18 protein-coding genes are annotated in these 18,903 nt (G+C 66.4%); 7 read left to right on the top strand and 11 right to left on the bottom strand.

The genetic code is table 11. From position 1 onward, the window contains the following. Positions 1 to 23 precede the first annotated feature (23 nt). Complete coding sequence (locus AC5P7R_RS09230) at positions 24 to 362, top strand: P-II family nitrogen regulator (RefSeq protein ID WP_005411374.1); 339 nt, start codon at positions 24 to 26, stop codon at positions 360 to 362. A 216-nt stretch (positions 363 to 578) separates the two neighbouring features. On the opposite strand, the gene AC5P7R_RS09225 is transcribed toward AC5P7R_RS09230, so the two are convergent. The 3 genes from AC5P7R_RS09225 to AC5P7R_RS09215 form a co-directional block, all read right to left on the bottom strand. Next, a complete protein-coding gene (locus AC5P7R_RS09225) occupies positions 579 to 1,388 on the bottom strand; it encodes a S1 family peptidase (RefSeq protein ID WP_227852535.1) in 810 nt (269 codons plus the stop codon). Positions 1,389 to 1,482: 94 nt separating this feature from the next. Beyond that, positions 1,483 to 2,130 carry a hypothetical protein gene (locus AC5P7R_RS09220; protein WP_227852534.1) on the bottom strand — a complete coding sequence of 216 codons (648 nt, stop codon included), beginning with the start codon at positions 2,128 to 2,130 and terminating at the stop codon, positions 1,483 to 1,485. Between the two features lie 117 nt (positions 2,131 to 2,247). Continuing rightward, positions 2,248 to 2,907 carry an RIO1 family regulatory kinase/ATPase domain-containing protein gene (locus AC5P7R_RS09215; protein WP_021201933.1) on the bottom strand — a complete coding sequence of 220 codons (660 nt, stop codon included), beginning with the start codon at positions 2,905 to 2,907 and terminating at the stop codon, positions 2,248 to 2,250. A gap of 435 nt (positions 2,908 to 3,342) precedes the next feature. Between AC5P7R_RS09215 and AC5P7R_RS09210 the strand changes: the two genes are divergently transcribed. Continuing rightward, positions 3,343 to 4,248 carry an aspartyl/asparaginyl beta-hydroxylase domain-containing protein gene (locus AC5P7R_RS09210; RefSeq protein ID WP_031269191.1) on the top strand — a complete coding sequence of 302 codons (906 nt, stop codon included), beginning with the start codon at positions 3,343 to 3,345 and terminating at the stop codon, positions 4,246 to 4,248. 149 nt (positions 4,249 to 4,397) lie between these two features. On the opposite strand, the gene speE is transcribed toward AC5P7R_RS09210, so the two are convergent. Continuing rightward, the gene (gene speE / locus AC5P7R_RS09205) at positions 4,398 to 5,249 is read right to left on the bottom strand and encodes a polyamine aminopropyltransferase (protein ID WP_478436068.1); all 852 of its coding nucleotides are present in this window, start codon (positions 5,247 to 5,249) and stop codon (positions 4,398 to 4,400) included. 191 nt (positions 5,250 to 5,440) lie between these two features. Between speE and speA the strand changes: the two genes are divergently transcribed. Together speA and AC5P7R_RS09195 are read left to right on the top strand one after the other, a co-directional pair. After that, complete coding sequence (gene speA / locus AC5P7R_RS09200; protein WP_005411370.1) at positions 5,441 to 7,330, top strand: arginine decarboxylase; 1,890 nt, start codon at positions 5,441 to 5,443, stop codon at positions 7,328 to 7,330. Between the two features lie 44 nt (positions 7,331 to 7,374). Continuing rightward, the gene (locus tag AC5P7R_RS09195; protein ID WP_019661547.1) at positions 7,375 to 7,695 is read left to right on the top strand and encodes a DUF6122 family protein; all 321 of its coding nucleotides are present in this window, start codon (positions 7,375 to 7,377) and stop codon (positions 7,693 to 7,695) included. A 143-nt stretch (positions 7,696 to 7,838) separates the two neighbouring features. Here AC5P7R_RS09195 and AC5P7R_RS09190 read toward each other — a convergent pair whose 3' ends face one another. From AC5P7R_RS09190 to AC5P7R_RS09180, 3 genes are read right to left on the bottom strand one after another with little or no spacing between them, the layout of a single operon-like run. Next, positions 7,839 to 9,158, bottom strand: a complete 1,320-nt coding sequence (locus tag AC5P7R_RS09190; protein ID WP_478436067.1) for a sensor histidine kinase — start codon at positions 9,156 to 9,158, stop codon at positions 7,839 to 7,841. Beyond that, positions 9,155 to 9,814 carry a response regulator transcription factor gene (locus tag AC5P7R_RS09185; protein WP_021201928.1) on the bottom strand — a complete coding sequence of 220 codons (660 nt, stop codon included), beginning with the start codon at positions 9,812 to 9,814 and terminating at the stop codon, positions 9,155 to 9,157. The genes AC5P7R_RS09190 and AC5P7R_RS09185 overlap by 4 nt, the downstream gene beginning before the upstream one ends. Further along, positions 9,814 to 10,104, bottom strand: coding sequence for a PepSY domain-containing protein (locus AC5P7R_RS09180; RefSeq protein WP_021201927.1), 291 nt, complete (start codon positions 10,102 to 10,104; stop codon positions 9,814 to 9,816). The genes AC5P7R_RS09185 and AC5P7R_RS09180 overlap by 1 nt, the downstream gene beginning before the upstream one ends. A gap of 151 nt (positions 10,105 to 10,255) precedes the next feature. Here AC5P7R_RS09180 and AC5P7R_RS09175 point away from each other — a divergent pair, with 151 nt between their 5' ends. Next, the gene (locus AC5P7R_RS09175) at positions 10,256 to 10,690 is read left to right on the top strand and encodes a PepSY domain-containing protein (RefSeq protein ID WP_021201926.1); all 435 of its coding nucleotides are present in this window, start codon (positions 10,256 to 10,258) and stop codon (positions 10,688 to 10,690) included. A gap of 81 nt (positions 10,691 to 10,771) precedes the next feature. Here the strand turns inward: AC5P7R_RS09175 and AC5P7R_RS09170 are convergent, their stop codons facing one another. The 3 genes from AC5P7R_RS09170 to AC5P7R_RS09160 form a co-directional block, all read right to left on the bottom strand. After that, complete coding sequence (locus AC5P7R_RS09170; protein ID WP_005411364.1) at positions 10,772 to 11,254, bottom strand: hypothetical protein; 483 nt, start codon at positions 11,252 to 11,254, stop codon at positions 10,772 to 10,774. A gap of 126 nt (positions 11,255 to 11,380) precedes the next feature. Beyond that, complete coding sequence (locus AC5P7R_RS09165; protein WP_478436066.1) at positions 11,381 to 12,589, bottom strand: NAD(P)/FAD-dependent oxidoreductase; 1,209 nt, start codon at positions 12,587 to 12,589, stop codon at positions 11,381 to 11,383. Positions 12,590 to 12,601: 12 nt separating this feature from the next. Continuing rightward, positions 12,602 to 13,096 (bottom strand): lipocalin family protein, encoded by a 495-nt coding sequence (locus tag AC5P7R_RS09160; protein WP_188249685.1) that lies wholly within the window; start codon positions 13,094 to 13,096, stop codon positions 12,602 to 12,604. A 182-nt stretch (positions 13,097 to 13,278) separates the two neighbouring features. Between AC5P7R_RS09160 and AC5P7R_RS09155 the strand changes: the two genes are divergently transcribed. Together AC5P7R_RS09155 and AC5P7R_RS09150 are read left to right on the top strand one after the other, a co-directional pair. After that, positions 13,279 to 13,527, top strand: a complete 249-nt coding sequence (locus AC5P7R_RS09155) for a hypothetical protein (protein WP_021201923.1) — start codon at positions 13,279 to 13,281, stop codon at positions 13,525 to 13,527. An 87-nt stretch (positions 13,528 to 13,614) separates the two neighbouring features. Beyond that, complete coding sequence (locus tag AC5P7R_RS09150) at positions 13,615 to 16,044, top strand: DUF3772 domain-containing protein (RefSeq protein ID WP_171952545.1); 2,430 nt, start codon at positions 13,615 to 13,617, stop codon at positions 16,042 to 16,044. 540 nt (positions 16,045 to 16,584) lie between these two features. Here the strand turns inward: AC5P7R_RS09150 and AC5P7R_RS09145 are convergent. Beyond that, the gene (locus AC5P7R_RS09145; RefSeq protein ID WP_227853775.1) at positions 16,585 to 18,690 is read right to left on the bottom strand and encodes a phosphoglycerol transferase I; all 2,106 of its coding nucleotides are present in this window, start codon (positions 18,688 to 18,690) and stop codon (positions 16,585 to 16,587) included. Between the last annotated feature and the right edge of the window lie 213 nt (positions 18,691 to 18,903).

Genomic DNA, 18,903 nt, shown 5'->3' with positions numbered 1-18,903 from the left:
CGCCGGAAGACAGGAGATAGACGATGAAGATGGTCATGGCGGTGATCAAGCCGTTCAAGCTCGACGACGTGCGCGAAGCGCTGGCCGAGCGTGGGGTCACCGGGATCACGGTGACGGAAGTGAAGGGCTTTGGTCGCCAGAAGGGCCACACCGAGCTGTACCGTGGCGCGGAGTATGTGGTCGATTTCCTGCCGAAGGTGAAGCTGGAAGTGGCGGTAACCGATGACCAGGTGGAGGCCGTGGTTGAGGCGATCGTGAAGGCAGCAGGCACCGGGAAGATTGGTGACGGCAAGGTGTTCGTGTACGACCTGGGCAGCGTGGTGCGTATCCGTACCGGTGAACTGGACGCGGACGCGTTGTAAGTGCAACGCAGGATGCGCGAACGCGACTGGTCCCGGGAACACTTCTGGGTAGAGTCGACTGTTAGTCGACTATCGCGCACAGCGCGGGCATTTCGGTCACGGACGGGAAGAGCAGTCGACTAGCAGTCGGCTGTACCCCGTCAGGCATTCAATGCCACCAGGCTATACGGCTCTGTCGCTTGGCCGGCGGGTTGCTTGAGTCGAGCAGGCTCGACTCTACGGCGCGGTGCGTATCATGGTGTCGATCCAGTCGGCATAGCGCGAGATGCGCACGTTGTGCACCACCTGCCCGTAGTAGCCGGCTTCAAGCGCATGCTCCGGCACTGCGGTAATCCACGAGCCCAGGCCGATCAGCTCCCAACCATGAGCGCCGTGGATCATCAATGGGCCGCCGCTGTCACCGCTGCCGAGCACGCCCTCCAGTGGCAGGCCGCCGTCGGGCCCGTCGAATCGATACCAGAGATAGCGGCCATTGCCACCTGTCACTGCGTTTTCGGCGCGGCGCAGTACGCCGCGGTGCGCTCCACCCGGCGCCAGCCCGGTCATGCCGGTGCCCGTGGCCCCCTTGCCGACCAGAGTAGCGATCTTTCCCGCTTCGGCCTGCCCGCGATAGAGGCGAACCGGCGCAACGTCGCTGACCGGTGCGGCCAGCTGAATCAGGGCGATGTCATCGGAGGCGGCCAGGAAGGCGTGGATGGGGCCTGGGTTGCCTGACACCAGCGCCGCCTGGCCAAGCGCTTCGGGCATGCGCCGGTAACCGGGATGCACGAACACGCGCTCGACACGGTACGGGCGACCGTTGATCTGCACCTCGGTGTCCATGCCTTCCATGGGCGCGGCATGTGCGGCGGTCACCACCCAGCGCGGCGCGATCAGGACGCCGTGGCCCTCCCCGGGCAGGTCGGCCAAGGCCGGGAATGCGGATGCCGGTACGCGGTAGGCGCTGTCATCCACATCGCTGCGGATGACAATGGCGTCGGCGGAGAAGGGCAGGGTAGCCCAGGCGAGAAGGAGCCAGCGGCGCATGGTTCGGTGCAGTCCTGTGCGTGGAAGGCGATGACCCTAGCCGGGATCGGGAGGCGCGAATACCCGTGTGCGACGAAGTGCCCTCCCGGTGTGATCAACCGGGCGGAATGAGGGGTGACGAACGCCACTCCGGCAGACCGAGCGCGCGGCGGGTGCGCGTCACGATGGCGTCGATCTCTGCCTCGAAGCCGCCATCAGGTTGCAGCAGCGGCGTGAGTTCGGCACAGCGTTGCTTCAGCACATCGACCCATGGCGCTGGGTGGGTCTCCGTAGCGGCCAGTGCCAAGTGCCTGCGACCCTCGTCGTAAGCGCCCGCCAGCCCGGCAGTGATGCCCGCATGGATGTGTTCGCGGATGCCCGGTTTGGGGTGATGACTCATCAATGTACGCACGTGCCCCGGGGTGGGAAAGCGGTCACGCAGGGCCATTACCTCGGCTGCGGCCTGCTCGGCCAGTGTCTGTGCGGCCGAGGCAAACTCGGCGGTCTCGGTGAAGGGTTGGAATCCGGCGACGCGGCCGCCCTCATCGAAGGACAGGTAGTCCTTTTCTTCCCAGAGCCAGCAGGCGCCGACATTGAGATAGCTGCCCCTGTCCCATGCCGAAGGCTGGAATTCGACCACCCCGACCCACCAGCCCTGGTCGTCAAGCCAAGTGCGCGAACGGCCTTTCTGCACGCAGCCCAAGGGGCGCAGTATGGATCTTGCGGCTGCAGTCAGCAGGTGGGTGTGTTCAGGTGTCGGCATCCCCAGCGTCCTTGCGAGTGGCGTGCCGACGAGTATCGCAGAGCACATCGGGCGTGTGGCCCGGGGCAAATGCAGGGGCAAACCGCAGTCGCGCAAGCAATGCAGGGCGAACAGCGCTTACCGCCGCTTCGCCCACTTGTAGAACCGCTTCCAGCCCTGCCGCACAGCCGCGACCCAGCCCGGGTCGGCGACCAGCGCGGCCTGCGCGGCACTCGGCGCCTGGCCGGTCACGCGCTGGCGGATCTTCAGCAGGTTCTTCATGTCGCTGCGGCGCATCTGCCGGCTCAGCGGGTTGCGGCGCAGCCAGCGCGGGGCGCGCCAGGCCGAGGTGAAGTCCAGCAGCACCGGCACGCCGCCGCTGACCACCACGTTGGTGCCATGCAGGTCGTTGTGGGTGATGCCGGCGGCGTGCAAACGGCTGAGCGCGTGCTGCAGCTGCTCGAACACTTCATTGCCCACCGCCTGCGCGGTGCTCAGGGTCTGGCCCGGGATGAACTCCATGCCCAGCGCCAGGCCGCCCAGGGTGCCGAGCAGTGCGGGGGCATGCTTCCAGCCGCCGAGGCGCTGCAGCATGCGTGCTTCACGGCGCACCATCAGCCGCGCGATCAGCGAAACGGGGGTGCCGCGGTAGCGGGAATAGTCCTTGATGACCGCCTCGCGCCCGTCCAGGCAGGTGCGGTAGACATCCGGGGCCAGGAAACGCTCGCCGCGCTTGAGCAGCAGCGGGGAGGCGGCGTCATCGCCGCAGGAGGAGGATGGCAGGGCAGGAAAATGCATGTCGGGGTCTCGGACGACCCGGTGGGTGGCGCAATGCGTCAAGCGAACCGGTGTTACAGGGAGTTACTAAGTTTTCGTTAATTTTAGTACTCGCCAGTTCGCTATTCCACGATTTGTCGGAGAAATGTCGGGGTCGTGGCTGGAACAGTTCGTCGCGCAGAATCGGACAATTCTGTCTCATTTATTCCAGTTGGCCTTTAGCATCAACAGCTTGCGCGCCCAGCGCTGCGCCTTCTTCGCAACCGGATGAACACGGCGCACGGGCAACTTGACCCCGGCGCACGGCCTGCCGACCATAAGCTGTTAATCCGCGACATCGGCGGCCGCCCCCTCCGGCACGTCCCCGTCCCCTGCCGCGTTCCCCACCGGTGCTGGCTGCCTGGCCGTGCATCGCCCCGTTTCCCGTTCCGGCCGCGGCTGGAGGAAAGTGCTTTGATCATCAAAATCGTCATTGCAGCGCTGTTCGTGGCCTGCGTGCTGTACATCCACTTCCGTGGCAAGGTCCGCGCGCGCTGGTCGCGCCAGCTGCTGGACCACTCCAGTTTCATGGCCCCGATCAACGTGGTCATGTACATGTTCTCGAAGGTACCGACCACGCCGTTCCTGGACCCGGGCAAGGAGTTCCCGCAGCTGGAGCCGCTGCGCCAGAACTGGCAGATGATCCGCGACGAGGCGCTGGCGCTGCGCGACGCGCAGAAGATCGCCGCCTCCAGCACGTTCAACGATGCCGGCTTCAATTCGTTCTTCCGCCGAGGCTGGAAGCGCTTCTACCTGAAGTGGTACGGCCCGTCGCACCCGTCGGCGAAGACGCTGTGCCCGAAGACCACGGCGCTGATCGAGTCGATCCCGGATGTGCGTGCGGCGATGTTCGCGCAGCTGCCGCCGGGCAGCGAGCTGCGCCCGCACCGCGACCCGTTCGCCGGCTCGCTGCGCCTGCACCTGGGCCTGAGCACGCCTAACGACGATGCCTGCTACATCGAGGTGGACGGCATCAAGAAGAGCTGGCGCGACGGCGAGTGGATGATGTTCGACGAGACCTACATCCACCATGCACACAACGAGACGCAGCAGGACCGCGTGATCCTGTTCTGCGACATCGCCCGCCCGCTGCGCTTCGGCCTGCCGGGGCTGTTCAACCGCGCGGTGGCGGCCACGCTGCTGGCCGGCGGCGCCTCGCCGAACCTGCCGGGTGACCCGACCGGTGGCGTCAACAAGGCATTCGGCAGCGTCTACAAGGTGCGCCTGAAGGCCAAGGCACTGCGCGAGCGCAGCGTGGTGGCCTACCAGGTCATCAAGTGGGGCCTGGTGGTGGCGGTGATTGCCGGTATCTGGGCGCTGTGACTGTAGAGCCGAGCCTATGCTCGGCTTGATTTATCGCAACCTGTCCGAAGAGCAGCCGAGCATGGCTCGGCTCTACAGAAAGCAAAAACCCGCGCTGTTGCCAGCGCGGGTTTTCCATTGGGTGGGTGCCGACCGTTGGTCGGCACGCCTTACTTCAATGCAGCCTGCACGAACGGCGGGGTCACCAGCACGCCGGTGTGCAGCGCGGCGGTGTAGTACAGGGTGTTGAAGGTCTTGGCGGCCGAGTCGGCCTGGCGGAAGTCGAAGCTGCTGTCGCCCTTGCGCGCCATGGTCACGCTCCACCAGCCGGTGGGGTAGCACGGCTGCGGGAACGGCAGGGTCTTGAACGAACCGAAGCCAGCCTTGCCCATCTCGGTGCGCATTTCGTTGATCAGCTCCAGCTGCATCAGCGGCGACTCGGACTGCTGCACCAGGATGCCATCGTCCTTCAGGGCCTTGAAGCAGCTCTCGTAGAAGGCTTTGTTGAACAGGCCTTCGCCCGGGCCGACCGGGTCGGTCGAATCGACGATCACCACGTCCACGCTGCCCGCCGGGCAGTTGGCCATGTAGGCCACGCCGTCGTCGAACAGCAGCTCGGCGCGCGGGTCGTCGTTGGAGTCGCACAGTTCCGGGAAGTGCTTGCGCGCCATCACCGTGACCTGCTCGTCGATATCGCACTGGGTCACGCTCTCCACGCCGGTGTGCTTGAGCACTTCGCGCAGGGTGCCGCAGTCGCCGCCACCGATGATCACCACGCGCTTGGGCGCGGCGTGGGTGAACAGCACCGGGTGGCTGATCATCTCGTGGTAGAAGAAGTTGTCCTTGCTGGTCAGCATGATGGCCCCGTCGATGGTCATCAGGTTGCCCCAGTCGGTGGTCTGGAAGATCTCGATCTTCTGGAACGGCGACTGGACCTCGTCCAGCTTGCCGGTGATGCGGTAGCCGATGGCCGAGCCGGTGCGCTCGAAGTGTTCGATGTACCAGTTGTTGCTGTCAGTCATTGGAAAACAGTCCTGTTCGGAGGGGTGGAGCCGGGCTGGCGGGCGGGGCCGCGTGGCACAGATGCCACATCCGGACGGATCGGCCCGTTCAGGTTGGAACCTGTCACGGGCGCGGGCGCGCATGATAACGAACCTGTGGGCACATAGGCGTTATCATGCCCCCCCTTTTATTGCCAACAAGGCCGACTGAAATGACCGATTGGTCCCTCGACCAAGCCCGCAAGACCTACTCGATCCCGCATTGGGCGGACGGTTACTTCGACGTGGATCAGGCCGGGCACATGGTGGTGAGACCGACCGGGGCGGACGGCCCGGTGGTGTCGCTGCCCAAGGTGGTCGATGCGGCGCGCGCGGCCGGCGCCAAGCTGCCGCTGCTGGTGCGCTTCCCGGACATCCTCGGCCAGCGGCTGGGCAAGCTGCAGGCGGCCTTCGCCCAGGCCCAGCAGGACTGGGAGTACAGCGGCGGCTACACCGCCGTGTACCCGATCAAGGTCAACCAGACCCGCGGCGTGGCCGGCACCCTGGCCAGCCACCACGGCGAAGGCTTCGGCCTGGAAGCGGGCAGCAAGCCCGAGCTGATGGCCGTGCTGGCGCTGTCGCGCCCGGGCGGGCTGATCGTCTGCAACGGCTACAAGGACCGCGAGTACATCCGCCTGGCCCTGATCGGCCGCAAGCTGGGCCTGCAGACCTTCATCGTCATCGAGAAGCCGTCCGAGCTGAAGCTGGTGCTGGAAGAGTCCAAGGCGCTGGACGTGAAGCCGGGCCTGGGCGTGCGCATGCGCCTGGCCTCGCTGGGCGCCGGCAAGTGGCAGAACAGCGGTGGCGACAAGGCCAAGTTCGGCCTGTCGCCGCGCCAGCTGCTGGACCTGTGGAAGTCGCTGCGTGACACCGAGTACGCCGATTGCCTGAACCTGCTGCACTTCCACATGGGCTCGCAGATCTCCAACGTGCGCGACATCGCCAACGGCATGCGCGAAGCCACCCGCTACTTCGTGGAGCTGTCGCGCCTGGGCGCGAAGATCACCCACGTCGATGTGGGCGGTGGCCTGGGCGTGGATTATGAAGGCACCCGTTCGCGCAGCTTCTGCTCGATCAACTACGGCCTGCATTCCTACGCCAGCAACATCGTGCAGCCGCTGGCCAATGCCTGCGAAGAGTTCGGCCTGACCCCGCCGCGCATCGTCACCGAGTGCGGCCGCGCGATGACCGCGCACCACGCGGTGCTGATCGCCAACGTCTCGGAAGTGGAAGAGGCGCAGGAAGGCCGCGTGCCTGACCAGCACGACGACGAGCCGGCGGCGATCCGCCACCTGCGCGAGATCCACGACGAACTGGACGTGCGCCCGGCGGTGGAACTGTTCCAGGAAGCGCAGCATTTCCATGCCGAAGGCCTGGCCAGCTACGCGCTGGGCCAGATCGACCTGCCGCAGCGTGCGCGCATCGACGATCTGTTCTACGCCATCGCCCACGGCGTGCGTGCGCGCCTGAGCTATGACGAGAAGAGCCACCGCCCGGTGCTGGACGAACTGAACGAGCGCCTGGTCGACAAGTACTTCGTCAACTTCAGCGTGTTCGAATCGATCCCGGATGTGTGGGCGATCGACCAGGTGTTCCCGATCGTGCCGATCGAGCGCCTGGACGAAACCCCGGACCGCCGCGGCATCATCGCCGACATGACCTGCGACTCGGATGGCATGGTGGAAACCTACGTCGAGAACGAGAGCCTGGACAGCTCGCTGCCGCTGCACAAGATGAAGCCGGGCGAGAGCTACCGCATCGGTTTCTTCATGGTCGGCGCCTACCAGGAAATCCTGGGCGACATCCACAACCTGTTCGGCGATACCGACGCGGTGGAAGTGCTGGCCGATGCCGATGGCTACGCCATTACCCAGCAGCGCCGCGGCGACACCACCGACGTGATGCTGGACTACGTGGGCTACCGCCTGGATGAGCTGCGTGCGACCTATGCGCAGCGCGTGGCCGAGGCGCAGCTGTCGCCGGAACGCGCGCAGGAGCTGTCGGAGGCACTGGAAGCCGGCCTGACCGGTTACACCTACCTGTCCGACGAACCGCTGGTCTGAGGTAAACGCGAACACCGGGCATAGGCCCGGCGCTACCGGTCCCGATGAGCGCGCGCGCGATCTTCCACCTGTTCCTGCATGCCGCCGTGCCAGCTTTGCTGGCATGGCTGTTCTGGCGGAAGCGCTTTGCTTCGGCGTGGCTGCTGATGCTGCTGGGTTGGATCATCGACCTGGACCACCTGCTGGCCGACCCGATCTACGCACCGAACCGCTGCAGCATCGGTTTCCACCCGCTGCACACCGCACCGGCGATTGCGGTCTATGCAGGGCTGTGCGTGCCGAAGAGAACGCGGTTGTTCGGCATCGGTTTGATCATCCACATCGTGCTGGACGCGATTGATTGCTGGTGGATGCATCACCGCTGATGGGGTACTGAAATGCCCGGCGAAGGCGGGTAGAGTCGACTGTTAGTCGACTGCTCTTGGCTGCGGTGCCTGGAAATCCCGCGCTGCGCGCGAAAGTCGACTAACAGTCGACTCTACCGGCCTGGCGTTCCAGCGTTGACGAGTCACCCCACCGGCAACCACAACGTTGCGCGCAGGCCGGGCTGCGAATTCTCCAACGCCAACCGCCCGCCGTAGCTGGCGGCGATATCGCCCACGATTGCCAGGCCCAACCCGCTGCTGCCTTCGCGCTCATCCAGCCGCACGCCACGCTGTACCACCCGCGCCAGCGCCTCTGCCGCAAGACCGGGGCCGTCATCGCGCACGTCGATGCGCAGCCGCCCTTCATGGATGTCAGCGCCGACGCTGACTTGCTGCCGTGCCCATCGCCCGGCGTTGTCCAACAGATTACCCAGCATCTCTTCCAGATCCGCACTGGCACCGGCGAACTGCAGCATCGGATCGATGCCTTCCGCCGTGAACGCAATGCCGCGCTCGCCGTGCACGCGTGCCATCAACCGGCACAGCGCCTGCGCGACAGTCGCAACGTCGCTGCGCTGGCGATGGTCGGCGGCCAGTCCTGCAGCCAGGTAACGGTCGACACTGGCCTGCATGCGCGCACTCTGCTCGCGCACGGTGGCACGCCAGCGCGTACCGTCGCCGTCGGCCTCGGTGGCCAATACGCTAAGTGGAGTCTTCAGCGCGTGCGCCAGATCCTGTGCACTGGTGCGCGCACGCGCGACCATGCGTTGCTGGTGGTCCAGCAACGCGTTGAGTTCTTCACCCAGCGGTGCGACTTCCGCGCCCAGCCCCTGCGTGTCGATGCGCTGCGCATCGCCGCGACGTACCCGTTCCAGCTGTGCACCGAGGCGATGCAGCGGGCGCAAGCCGAAGTGCACCTGGCTGGCCAGCACCGCCAGCCACGCTGCAACCAGTACGCCCAGGGCGATGGCGCTGCGCTTGCGGAACGCGGCAACATCCGCATCCAGCGCACTGCGATCGGTGGCAACCACCGCCACGAACGGTTCGCTGGCGCGCGGCAGGCGCACCTGCTGCACGCGTGCGCGCAGCGATTGCTGCAGCGGCCCGGCCAGATTGCGGGTGGCCGCACCTGTGGTCGTGGTTGGCAGGGTTTCATCCCACAGCGAGCGCGACTGCAGCAGCACGCGGCCATCGGCACCGGCGATCTGCCAGTAGGCACCGGAGAACACGCGCTGGAAACGCGCGTCGTTGGGTTCCTGGCGCAGCTGCAGCTGGCCGTCGGAAGCAACTTCCATCTGCGCGACCAGCGTCAGCATGTCCTGCTGCAGTTCGTGATCGAGGCGGTCGCGCGCGCTGCGCTTGAACAGCTCGCCCAGCAGCGCGCTGGCCAGCAGCGAGACCAGCAGCAGGCCGACGCCACCGGCCAGCAGCAGGCGCCGTCGCAGCGACGGTTGCCGGCTCACGGCGCGGCCAGCCGCCAGCCCTGGCCGCGCACGGTCTGGATCAGATCGATGCCGAGCTTGCGGCGGACCCGACCCAGCAGCATGTCCAGCGCGTTGGAGTCCGGGTCGTGGCCGCCTTCGAACACCTGCTCGCCCAGGCGATCACGGCCGATCACCTGGCCGCTGTGGTGGATGAAGTAACTGAGCAGGCGGAACTCCTGCGGGCTCAGCGCCAGCGGCTGTCCGTCCAGTTCGAAGCGGCCGGCGTTGACGTCCAGCTGCAGCGGCCCGCAGTGCAGGCGCGGGCTGGCATGGCCATGGCTGCGGCGGATCAGGGCGCGCAGGCGCAGCACCAGTTCGTCGGCCTGGAACGGTTTGGTCAGGTAGTCGTCGGCACCGGCATCGAAGCCGGCCAGCTTGTCGTGCCAGCGCCCGCGTGCGGTCAGCACCAGCACCGGAAAGCTGCGGCCATTGCCGCGCCAGCGCTCGATCACGCTCAGTCCGTCCAGCCCGGGCAGGCCCAGGTCAACGATGGCCGCCTGCAGGTCTTCGATCTGGCCGATCTCCTCGGCCTGGCGGCCATCGGCAACCACATGCACCACGTAGCCGGCCTGCTCCAGCAGGGGCACCAGGCGCTGTGCCAGTGCGGCATCGTCTTCGGCCAACAGGATGCGCATCAGTCGTCGAGCTCCGTCTTCAGCAGCTTTCCGCTGCGCGCATCATAGTCCAGCTCCACCACCACGCCGTCGCCGCGCAGGATCTCCACTTCGTAGACACCATCGTCCAGCTCCACTTCCAGCAGCTGCCCCGGAAAGCGCTTGAGTGCATCGCGCACCACGCTTTCCAATGGCACGTAGCGGCCCTGCTGCACGGCGCGACGCGCGACCTGCTGCGCCGGGTCCTGCAGGGGCGCGGCGGCGGTCGGGGCGTTGGCCAGGGCCAGCAGCAGGGGCAGGGTGGAGAGCATCGGGGCGCAGGGAGGGCTGTAGGAACAGGCGTGAGTGTGCCGGGGGTGACTAACAGCTGGCTAACAGTGCCGGCTAAGGCGCTGTTAACCACGGGGTGCATTGTGGCGTTGCCGGGATGGTCCGGCCACGAACACGAACAGGAGAACCCCCATGTTGAAGTCGCTCACCCTCGCCACTGTTGCCCTGCTGACCGTCGCGCCGGCCGTACAGGCCGCGCCGCTGGGCATGGCCCAGGTTGAACAGACCCTGCGCAAGGCCGGCTACACCCAGATCCACGAGATCGAACGCGATGATGGCCTGTGGGAGGCCGACGTGAGCCGCGCCGATGGCCGCTTCAGCGAGGTCTACGTGGACCCGAAGACCGGCGAGATCTTCGACGAGCACAGCGGCCGCGCGCTGCTGACCACCGAGCAGGTGCTGGCACGGGCACAGGCGCATGGCCTGCGCGAGATCCATTCGCTGGAACGCGATGGTGCGACCTGGTCGCTGGAGGCCCGCAATGCACGCAAACAGAAGGTGGATGTGCGCCTGAGCGGGTATGACGGCCGCATCCTGCACAGCGAGCGCGATGGCTGGCTGGATTGACGTTGGCCTCTGTAGAGCCGAGCCCATGCTCGGCTTTCCGGCCAACCGTAGCCGAGCATGGGCTCGGCTCTACAGGGCTGCTTACCAGCCAAACGGCGGCGGGTAATCCCAATAGCCCGGGCCGCGGCCGTAGTAGCCGCCATACGGGCCGAAGAAGCCCGGGCCCTTGCCTTCGCTGACGTGGATGTTGACGTTGACCCCGTGAGTCTTGCCCTCATCGGTGGTGTAGTTCTTGCTCAGGTTCAGCGTGGCGGCGTTGTAGTGGCTGTTGCCACCGTTCTTGGAATAGCCGATGCCGGTGGTGAAGCTGCCGGACACCTTGACCTTGTCGTCGGTGACGTCGGCGATCTTCGCGTCGTCGTGCACGCGCGGGCCGCTCTTGTCACCGTAATAGGTGCCGGGCGGGTCCTGCTGCAGGGCCGGGTCGTTGAGGTAGCGCATTGGCGCCTGCGGCAGCGTCAGGTCCAGGCCAGCGGCCTGCGGCGCAGTGGCGCCAGCGGCGGACTGGGCCAGCACGGTTCCCGGCAGGGCCAGGCACAGCAGCAGGGTCAGGGGGCGGATCATGACGGCGCTCCAGCGGACAGGTGGCCACGCAACACGCGGCGGTACAGGCCGACGCTAGCAGGGGTTGCTTGAATGATGCCTGTCGGCACCGGATTGGGGTAGAGCCAGGCCGTGCCTGGCCGCAGGTCACAACCGCCCGAATCCGAACAATCCCTCCAGCGCATGCCTGCGCCGCTCGATCCGGGCCCGCAGCAGCTGCGCGCCGATCATCGAATAGGTGATGCCGTTGCCGCCGTAGGCCATGGCGAAATGCACCCGCGGCCCCCACTGGTCGTGCGGGCCAAAGAACGGCAGGCCGTCGGCGGTTTCAGCGAAGGTGCCGCCCCAGGAGAACGCCGGCACCGGGTCCAGCCGCGGGAACCAGTGCAGCAGCTGATCCATCAGCTTGTCGGCCTTGTGCTGCACGCGCCGGTCGCGGCGAGCCGGAATGTCGATGGCGTCATCCAGCCCGCCCACCAGCAGGCGGCGGTCGCCGGTGGCGCGCAGGTACAGGTACGGGCGTGCGCTCTCCCACACCATGGTGTTGCGCAGCCGGCCGAGCGCGCCCGCATCGATGGGATCAGTGATGAAGGCATAGCTGCTGCGGTTGCGTGCGACCCGCTGCTCGAGCCAGCGCTGGCTGGCGTAGCCCATCGCCAGGACCACATGGCGGGCGCGGACAGTGGCGCCGGCCTCGGTCATTGCGTTTACGCCTTGCGCGCCGGGCTTGAGCGTGTGCAGCACCGTGCGGTCGTGCACATGGCCACCGCGCCGGCGCACCCGTTTGAGCAGGCCGTAGGTAAGGCAGTAGGGGTCAACCCGGGCCGCCTGGCGGGTCAGCAGGGCGCCACCGGCGTCCACGTCGAAGCGTTCGCGAAGGGCTTCGCGGTCCAGCCAGCGGGCGTCCAGTCCAATGCCGCGGCGCGCAGCACCTTCGGCCATCAAGCGCGGCACGTCGCGCCGCCGGCTGGCCAGATACAGGCTGTCCATCTGCCGGAAATCCACGTCCTTCAGCCCACGTGCCACCTCGCCCAATGCCGGGATCGCATCGGCACAGGCACGGTAGGCCAGGGCGGCCGCATCGTTGCCATAGCGCTGGGCCAGCTCCAGCAGGTGGGTGTCGATCTCGTACTGCAGCAGCGCGGTGCTCGCGGCCGTGCTGCCCCAGCCGATGTCGCGCTGCTCGATCAAGGCCACGTCATGGCCATGCCGGGACAGCTCGTCGGCGATGAGTGAACCGGTGATGCCGCCACCGACCACCAGCACGTCGCAGCGCAGGTCCTTTTCCAGCGGCGGGAACGCCTGGATCAGTCCGTTGCGTATGGCCCACCACGGGTAGCCACTTTTCAGGTCCATGGAGTGTGCTGCTCAGGCGGTCGGGTGGCCGGTATGCGGGGTCTGGATCAGTTCGGACAGATCGAAGCCCTGCAGGCGCGCTGCGGCCAGATAATGTTCCTGCACGGTGGCGTCCAGCTGCGGCTCGCGTGCCAGCAGCCACAGGTACTTGCGATCCGGGCTGCCCACCAGCGAAACGCTGTAGTCCGGGGCGATCTGGATCACCCAGTAGTCGCCCTTGGCGAACGGCAGCCAGCGCAGGCCCTTGGGCAGGAAACTGACCTCCAGGCGCGCGCTGTCGTTGTCGATCGCGCAGGCCTCGCCGGTGGCCTCTTCGATCTCGCCGTCCATGCGGCAGCGGTTGGTGACACCGACGTTGCCGTTGTCGAGCAGGGTGTAGTGCGCCGACACGTCGGTGCAGCCTTCCGGCTCGTGGCGCATCGGCAGACGGGCGATCTCGTACCAGGTGCCCAGGTAACGGGGCAGCTTGAGGTCGGCGACGGTCTTCAGCGGTGGGTGGTCGGTCATCGGCAGTGGTGGCAGGGGTGGGTCTCCACGATGCCGATGGGCTCGCCATGGGCGGGTGAAGCCGGGGCGATGGCCGTGTCCAGAACGTTCCGTCGCCGCTGCGACGTGCCTGTTGCCACCGGCCTGGCGGTATCCTGCCGCCAGCGCCGTGTTTTCCTGATCCAACCGAGGTGGAGGTGCCGATGTACCAGGTGATCCTGTTGAAGAGTGAATCCGCGTTCGCACGCGAACAGTGGCCGCAGGTCGATGACCTGGTCGACTACGAGGGCGTCAGCTACAGCCTGCGTGCCGGCCCGCGCCAGCCGCTGCCGACCGACCACGACTGGTACCCGGTGGCGGTGTATGCGCCCGATGAGATTACCGAGGAAGAGTTCCAGGACTGGTATGCCCTGCAACAGCCGACGGTGGAAGAGTTGCGCCTGAAGTACTGACGCGCGACGCTGACGGGGCCGCCCATCCGCTGTTGACCGCCTGTGCCGTATAGTCGCGCGCAGGCGCGGTGGTCCGCGCGAACTGGTATGTCTGGCGTGTCTTCTTTCCTGCGATCGATCCGTGCACGGGGGCCCTGGCTGGCCCTGCTGCTGTGCACTGCCTTCCTGCTGTCCGCACCGGTGCTGGCACAGGATGAGGACCCCACGCCGAAGCAGCAGCTGGCGGATATCGATGCGAAGCTGAAGGAAGTCGACCGCAAGCGTGGTGATGCCGCGGCCATCGAAACATTGGCCATGCTGTCCGAGGATGCTTCGAAGGCCCGGCGTGACGCCGAGGCGCTGGAGAAGTCGCTGCAGCCGCAGCTGGACCGCCTCGACGAACAGCTGGCGCAGTTGGGCACGCCTGCCGAGGGCGCCACCGAGCCGCCCGAACTGGCGGCGCAACGGCGCACCCTCAACAAGCAGCGCGATGGGCTGGCCGCATCGGTGGCGCAGGCCAAGGCCAGTGCCGTGCGTGCACAGCAGCTGGCGGCGGACATCGAGCAGCAGCGCACCGCACAACGTACGGAAGAACTGGGCCAGAAGGTCGCCTCGCCGCTGTCGCCTGCGTTGTGGAGCAAGGTGGCCGAGCGCCTGCCGATCGATATCGCGCGCGTTGCGCCGTTGGCCGAGCAGGGGCGTGACGCGCTGGTCGCCGGCATCCGCACCAATGGCTGGGGTACGCCGCTGCTGGGCCTGCTGGCCGCGCTGGTGATGATGTTCCCGCTGCGGTTGTGGCTGCGTAGGCTGGGGCGGCAGTTCGCCGCGTCCGAGCGCGCGCCGGACGGTCGCCTGCGTCGATCCGGACTGGCGATGTGGCTGCTGCTGGTGGGCACGCTGCTGCCCGGTTATGCCGTGGTGGTACTGATGGCGGCGCTGGATGCCATCGATGCCATCGCGCCGCGCCTGCAGGTGGTGGCCGACGGCCTGGAGACGGCCACGTTCCGCGCCGCCTTCATTGCCGCGCTCAGCGCCTGCCTGCTGGTGCCCAAGCGCCCGTCATGGCGGCTGTTGAACCTGGACGACACCGCCGCGCTGAAGCTGCGCAAATACGCCTGGGGCGCGGCGGCGCTGGCCTGGCTGAGCACGGTGCTGGTGGCCCTCGACCAGGCTACGCGCACCAGCGACGTCACCACGGTGGCGTTGGACGGCCTGATTGCCCTGACCTACCTCGGCCTGATCATGGCCATGCTGGTGACCCTGGCGCGCCTGCATCGGCGGCAGACCGCCGAAGCCGAGGCCAAGCTGGAGGCACAGGCCGATGGCGTGGGTGCGGCAACGCCGGTGCGCCGCAGCAGCTGGCTGGTACTGGCACGCGTAGCGGGCAACGTCGCGGTGGTGGCCGCCATCGCCGCGACGTTGATGGGCTACCTGAATTTCGCCAAGTTCGTGAACCAGCAGCTGATTGGCGGCAGCATCGTGGTGCTGGCGGCGACCCTGCTGTTCAAGTTCGTCGATGACCTGAGCACCTGGATGCTAAACGCCGACAGCAAGGTCGGCCAGACCATCCTGCTCAGCACCGGCCTGAGCGTATCGCGGCTGGAACAGGCGGGCGTGCTGCTGTCGGCGGCGTTGCGCACCATCGTCGTACTGATCGCGCTGCTGGCGCTGGTGGCACCGTTCGGCAACATCGGCGCGGTGGTGGAGCGCTTCTCCTCGCTGTTCACCTCTGGATTCGACATTGGCGGAACCAAGCTGGAGCCGGTGCGCATCGTGCTGGCGGTGCTGGTGCTGCTGGCTGGCCTGGCCGTTACCCAGCTGGTACAGCGCTGGCTGACCGACACCTATCTGCCCAAGACCGAACTGGACCTGGGCGCACGCAATTCGGTCAGTACGGTAGCCCGCTATGTGGGCATCATCATCGCGGTGATCTGGGCGCTGTCGGCGATGGGCCTGCAGCTGAGCAAGCTGGCATTGCTGGTCAGCGCGCTGTCGGTGGGTATCGGTTTCGGCCTGCAGGTGATCACCCAGAACTTCGTCTCCGGCCTGATCCTGCTGGCCGAGCGGCCGGTGAAGATCGGCGACTGGGTGAAGCTGGGTGACCAGGAGGGCGACATCCGCCGCATCAGCCTGCGATCGACCGAGATTCAGGTGGGCGACAAGTCGACGTTGATCGTGCCCAACTCCGAGCTGGTCACCAAGACCGTGCGCAACATGACGATGGGCAACAACCAGGGCCGCATCCAGATCCAGTTCGCGGTGCCGCCCAGTACTGATGTCGGCAACCTGCGGCAGGCGCTGCTGGATGCGTATACCGCGCACACCAACGTGTTGCAGCAGCCGGCACCGACGGTCTACATCGACAGCATTGCCGGTGGCCAGATCACCATCAACAGTTTCGCGTACGTGGCCAGCCCGCGGCAGGTGTATGCAACCCGCAGCGATCTGTACTTCAGCCTGCTGCAGATCCTGGCGGAGCGGAACATCCCGCTGTCGACCCCGACCGACATCCACATCACCCGCGATCCGCAGGAGTAGGGGGTGTTCTGCAGGGCTGCGCCCTGCACCCGCGGTAGTGCCGGCCGCTGGCCGGCAACTTCAACAGCAACAGCAAAGGCTGGTTTCCTGAGGGATGGCGGGGTGGGTCCGGTTGCGGGGGACGCTGCAAGTACGTCCATGTAAGCTCGGTCGCCGCATCCATGCGGCTCACGCCCCCGCAACCGGACCCACCCCGCCTTCGACAGTTTTCCGCGATCTGTCGGAAATGCTCTTGGGGTCAGATCCGCTTTCCGGAGGAAAACGGATCTGACCCCATCTTGATTTTCGATATCTGACAGATTGTGTCGACCAAGGTCGACACCTACCGACAGCCGCAGAAATCTGTCAGAGGTGGGGCGGTGTCGGAGTGCGGGGTGTCAGCCGCATGGATGCGGCTGCCAAGCCTACAGGGACGGATTCACGGCGTCCCCGCACTCCGGCACCGCCCCGCCCAACCACGGAATGCACGCTGTTGCTGTTGGAGTTGCCGGCCAGCGGCCGGCACTACCACGGGTGCAGGGCGCAGCCCTGCAAAGAACCCTACCCTCGCGGTCGGCTGCGCGACGGCACCAGTGCGAACGTATCCACTGCCAGCTTCTCGGCATGGTTCAACCACGCGCGGATCTCCAGATCGTCCACTTCGTGGTCCAGCCCGAAAGACACGTTGATCTTGCCGTCCGCATCGGGCTGCACCCACTGCTGGGCCAGCACCACCTTGCGCTGCGAGGACACCGCTTCGATCCAGAAACCGCGATCCGGGCGCGTGCTCGCCACCAGCTGCAGCATGTACTGGCCGGCACGGGTACGGCGGCCCTTCTGGGTGATCATGTGCGCCTGGCGCACGCTCGGTCGCGGTCCCTGGAACGCATCCAGCGGCGCATCCACGGCGATGCCGGCACGCAGGTCGTTGTCGCGGTACAGCTTGATGCCGTTGTCGCGGTTGACCAGCAGCGCGCACCAGTCACCGTCGGCCGAGCCGTCCTCGAACGCGGTGCAGCGATCAACATAGGCCAGCGTGTTGTCCGGATCCGCGTCATCGAACTGGCGCGAGGTGTTCTCCAGGTAGACCGACTTCAAACCCCAGTCCTTGTCGTACTCGAGCAGCACCGGTGGCTGCACGTGCTGCAGGCCGACCACCACCTGGTCGTCGCCGTCGATCTTCAGTTCACGCGTAGGTTCACCCAGCCACAGCGAACGGGCGAACGCCAGATACTGCGGGTAGTCGCGACCCTGGTCGCGTCGCGCGGCCACACTGGCGCTGGGCGCGCGTTGCGGGTCGATCAGTGAACGGCCGAAGCCCATCGTCTTCAGGTTCGGGTCCAGCAGGCTGAGCAGAGTCGCACCCGAATCCAGCGTGGTGCCGGCGTCGGCGCTGAGCTGCTGCGGCGTAATGCCATCGCCCAGGAACAGCAGCAGGTTCTCGCGCTTCTGCCGGGTCAGGATGTGGGTCAGATCGTTGGGCATCGCCAGGTGGTCGGAGGCGATCACGATCAGCGTGTCCTTGCCGTACGGGCTGGCCTGGATGCGTTCGACCAGCTGCGAGATCAGCCGGTCACTGCATTTGAGCGCGTTGAGCATGTTGATGTTGCCGTACTGGCTCTGGTAGCGCTCGCCCTTGCACGACACCGGCAGGTGGCCCGCCGGGTGGTGGGTGTCCATGGTGAGCGTGGTGAGCATGAACGGCGAGCCGGCGCGCGAGAGCTGTTCGAAGCGCTGGTAGGCGGTATCCAGCAGCACGTCGTCGTGCACGCCCCAGGCCGAGTAGTGGATGCGACCGATCTTTTTCTGCTGCTTGAACCAGGCGAGGTCATGCACTTCGTCAAAACCGTGGCTGGCCAGGAACTGGCCCTTGCCGGCGAACTGGCCGTTGGCTCCGCCCAGGTAATGGTTGGTATAGCCCTGCTGCTTCAGGTAGTCGCCCAGGCACACTGCCTTGGGCAGGAAGCTGCCCATCCGGTCCATGCTGTTTTCATCGCCCTGCGAGGTGGTCAGCGGCACGCCGCACATCGACGACACCAGACCGGCGATGGTCCAGCCGCTGCCTTCGGCCGAGGCAAGGCCGCGCACGTCCAGCGACTTCGTGGCCAGGCGGTTGAGATTGGGCATCAGGCCTGGGAACACGTTCTCGTCCAGGTAGGTGCGCTCCAGGCTCTCGCCGTAGATCCAGACGATGTTGCGTGGGCGCTGCAAGGGCTGCGTCGGTACTTGATACTCGGGGGCGATGCGGGAGAAGTCGACCGGGCGCAGCTGCTGGTACAGGCGTTGGCCGTCGCGGGCCAGCGGGCTGATCATGATCGTGGCCACCCACACGGCCGCGAAGCCCGCGAACAGCGCGCCACCGTGGCCGGGCCGGCGCCAGCGCTTCACCCGCGTGGCGAACAGCGGCAGCAGCGAGACCAGCGCCAGCACGATGAAGCCGGCGATGTAGCCCTTGAAGTCGGAGACACCGGCGCCTTCCATGTCGGCGCCGAGGTGGTAAAGGGTGGCAGCGTTGAGCCCATCACCGGACAGCTTGTCGATCAGCCACCATGCGCTGAGCATGAGCAGCAGCAGCGAGAACGCGCCGGCCTTCCACCACACCCACTTGTCGGACGCGAGGAACAACCAGCACAACAGCAACAACGACAGCAGCAGTATCCAGAGCATAGGCAGCTTCGGCAGTGACGGGGTGGTGGTGATGGACGTCGTACCGACGCGTGTCCATCCGACCGGCGCTGCCGCAAGCACATGCATGTGACAGGCCGATGACCCGATAGTGCATGCACGAACCTGACTGAAATGTTTGTTGAAATGACGCGCGCGTAATCGCGCTCAGAAGGTAAAACGAGCGTGAAAGGGGTAGCTGGATTGCATTAAAAA

This window comes from Stenotrophomonas sp. YJH_SMC_27, from assembly GCF_059369815.1.
Note: the sequence above shows the minus strand (reverse complement) of the source record. Positions and strands in the feature narration are given on the sequence as shown.